The sequence below is a fragment of the Paenibacillus naphthalenovorans genome, from assembly GCF_900099895.1.
Taxonomy (GTDB): domain Bacteria; phylum Bacillota; class Bacilli; order Paenibacillales; family NBRC-103111; genus Paenibacillus_G; species Paenibacillus_G naphthalenovorans.
Genome location: NZ_FNDY01000069.1, coordinates 1 through 3,458, shown reverse-complemented (window position 1 = coordinate 3,458; position 3,458 = coordinate 1). Strand labels below are relative to the sequence as shown.

Genomic DNA, 3,458 nt, shown 5'->3' with positions numbered 1-3,458 from the left:
GCTAAACGAAGACGTTTCAGAAGCAATCCAGAAAAATACCTTCAAAACGCTGAAAATAAATATTGTGCGTTAATTGGTCAGTCGTAGTTTTTTTTAATTCTTCTCGTCTTAAACGTTCTCTTGTTTCTTCAGGCGATTCTTTACGAGAGTCCAAATTACCCGCCTCCTGATAATAACCTGCCCTTTTCTTCACTGCGAGCAGCTTGTTTTTCTTTCATTATAGAATATACTTCTACAACTATTCCCAAATACCTTGTTAAGCGATTTGATTTTATACTAATAATGTTTGATTGCCGCATATCTTTTGTCTATACCAAATCAAACGGAGTAGCGTAGTATAAATCATATCTCATAAAGGGGGTTGACAACATATGGCAAAGAATCGCAAAAAAAGAGTTATCGTCGTTAAATTAAAACCAGGTGAAAAAGCTATCGTGGTTTGTAAAGATCATCGTCATCGCGACTAATTAGCAGGTATTGCGGCAGCACCCCGTCCTAAGTCCTAATGCGGGGTGCTTATTAATTTGCGTGTTCATCACCCTCAATCAAACAAGGCATCTATATGCCGTTTATCTGCGACATAAAGATGCCTTGTGTATAAATCCGAATAAGCCGGTCTTGATAAAGATGAACCCTTACAGCTTTTTTTCTTTTTTACAATGATGAGCTGAGGACAGGGCTTTTTTCTCTAAACGACTTCGCGGCCTCCACCATATTTTTGAGCGATGCAATCGTTTCATCCATGCCCCTCGTTTTTAGTCCGCAATCCGGATTGATCCAGAACAATTCAGGATCTAAAACCGACAGGGATCGGTCGATCATATGAACCATTTCTTTCACATCAGGGACTCTTGGACTATGAATATCATATACGCCCAGACCGATGCCATGATCGTACGTGTGCTCTTCAAAGCTGTGCAGCAATTCTCCGTGACTCCGCGAGGTTTCGATGGAAATGACATCGGCATCCAATTCGCGAATCGAGTCGATGATGTCGTGAAACTCGCAATAGCACATATGTGTGTGGATTTGTGTTGTGTTTTTGACGGTCGCTGTGGCCAAGCGGAAAGAGAGCACAGCCCAATCCAGGTAATGCTGCCAGTCCTGTCTTTTGATCGGCAAACCTTCCCGCAAAGCAGGTTCATCGACTTGGATCATTTCAATCCCGGCTTTCTCCAATGCCTCAACTTCCTGACGCAGAGCCAGCGCAATTTGATAAGCCACCTTCTCGCGAGGAATATCATCTCTCACAAACGACCAGTTTAATATCGTGATGGGGCCGGTAAGCATTCCTTTCACCGGCTTGTTCGTCAACGATTGGGCGTACACCGTTTCTTCGACGGTCATCGGCTTGATGAATTCCACATCGCCGTAAATGACAGGCGGCTTGACGCACCGTGAACCGTAGGATTGAACCCAACCGTTTTGCGTAAAGAAAAATCCGCCCAGCTTCTCTCCGAAAAATTCTACCATATCCGTTCTTTCAAACTCTCCATGGACAAGCACGTCCAGTCCGATTTCTTCCTGAAGGTTAATCCACAGCCGAATCTGCTCTTGAATAAATGTCTTGTACTGCTCTTCGGTCCACTCGCCGGTTCTCCATTTTTTGCGGGCTTGTCTAACCTCAGAGGTTTGCGGGAAGCTTCCAATCGTTGTGGTTGGCAGGATCGGAAGATTCCATTTGTTTTGCTGAAGAATTCGCCGTTCTGCAAAAGTACCGGCTCTTGCCGATGGCTGTTGATCGATCCGCTCTACCATTTCCTGAATGTGTTCCTTTTTTCTGGAGGAGGATGCATTGATTTCGCGAAGCGCTTGTTGATTTTTTTCAAGTTCGCGTGCGATCGGTTCGGAATCTTTATCTGCCACGGCCTTGGTCAGCAAAACAATCTCATCAAGCTTTTCATTGGCGAAAGCCAAGACTTGCCGAATTTCAGAACCAAGCCTGGTTTCCTGCCCGGTAGTGACAGGAACATGAAGCAGGCTGCAGGAAGGCTGAATGATCATTCTTTCATAAGGAACGTACTGGGACAACGTATTCAGCAATGTCAGCTTGAACTGCAAATCGGCAGCCCAAATGTTGCGCCCGTCGATCAGACCTGCTCCGAGCACCTTATCCTTTGGAAATCCATACTTGGCCATATGCTGCATGTTCCGGTCGTAACCGTGCACCAGATCCAGTCCGATTCCTTGCACCGGCAGCGAAACCGTCGCTTCATAGTGCTCTACGGCATCAAAATAGGTTTGAAGCATAATATTCAGCCCCGGCGCCGCTTCATGCAGTTGCTTATAAATATGAGTTATCCGATCCATATCTTCATCAGACAATGAGCTGACTAAAACAGGTTCATCGATTTGCACCCACCTTACGCCTTCTTGCTCCAGTTCCCTCAGGATTTGAGCATACAATGGGAGGAACAATGCAATCAACTCGTCCCATTGCCCGGACTTATACCCTTTGGATAGTTTTAAAAACGTATACAACCCGATCAGTACCGGCTTCCCGTCAATGCCCAGCTTTTGCTTTGCTTCCCGATAGGCTTGAAGCGGCTTGTTGATGGTAAGCACCGGGGTAATATCATTCAATTCCGGTACAATGTAGTGATAATTCGTATTGAACCACTTGGTCATTTCGCAAGCAGGAGCCCCTTTGCTGCCTCTGGCCATAGCATAATAGGTGGAAAGGGAAACAACGCCGCCAGGGTAGTTAAACCGTTTGGGTACAATTCCGAACATTGCCGCCGTATCCAGCATATGGTCGTACAAAGAAAAATCATTGACCGGAATAAGGTCGATTCCTTTTTCCTGCTGGAGTTTGAGATGATTCAACCGCAGTTCTTCTATCTTCTTTTCAAATTCAGACTCCTGAATCTTGTTTGCCCACAAGGCTTCCAGCAATTTTTTCCATTCTCTGTTCACTCCAATTCTTGGATACCCCAAGTTACTGCTTTTCAACGAATCCATTCGGTCACCCTCCATTTTCATATTGCTTTTAAATTCCATGCAAAAAAGGCATCTCTCCCTTGGGTTAAAAAGGGTAAAGATGCCCCTCGTTTGTAAAAACGGTGGCTACCATTTTTAACACCTCCCTATCTCCCGTAGGTAAAAACAGTGCTGTCAGAACAGGCAGGTCTCCTGGCTCCAGAATCATGGTCAAAACGCGCCTTCCCAATCCGAAGATCAGTGGCATATCCGCGTTGACTCCTCTGTTACAGTGGCGGGACCGCGTCGGCATTTCACCGAACTTCCCTTTTAAGCTCCGGAACCGTTTGAAACGGACCGGAGCACCTATTCCCACAATATAAAATTGTTGCTCGTAAAATAATACATTACAAATAGTATTTATGCAACAGTCAAGGATGGTTTATGTTGTTCGTCTGTGATAATGTCATCCTGTAACTGTTCTGAGATAATGTCACTATGGGACAGGAGACATTAACATTGACCAGAGCAGAACTGAA

2 protein-coding genes and 1 riboswitch are annotated in these 3,458 nt (G+C 45.2%); both genes read right to left on the bottom strand.

The genetic code is table 11. From position 1 onward, the window contains the following. Positions 1–16 precede the first annotated feature (16 nt). Positions 17–154, bottom strand: coding sequence for a DUF6366 family protein (locus tag BLT35_RS27280; RefSeq protein ID WP_175472074.1), 138 nt, complete (start codon positions 152–154; stop codon positions 17–19). A gap of 500 nt (positions 155–654) precedes the next feature. Then, complete coding sequence (gene metE, locus BLT35_RS25890) at positions 655–2,961, bottom strand: 5-methyltetrahydropteroyltriglutamate--homocysteine S-methyltransferase (RefSeq protein WP_074730217.1); 2,307 nt, start codon at positions 2,959–2,961, stop codon at positions 655–657. A 144-nt stretch (positions 2,962–3,105) separates the two neighbouring features. Continuing rightward, a riboswitch (cobalamin riboswitch) is annotated at positions 3,106–3,304 on the bottom strand. Between the last annotated feature and the right edge of the window lie 154 nt (positions 3,305–3,458).

What these genes read in the sequence shown, in the direction of transcription:
- metE (WP_074730217.1), bottom strand. Translation starts at nt 2,961, where the DNA reads ATGGATTCGTTGAAAAGCAGTAACTTGGGGTATCCAAGAATTGGAGTG.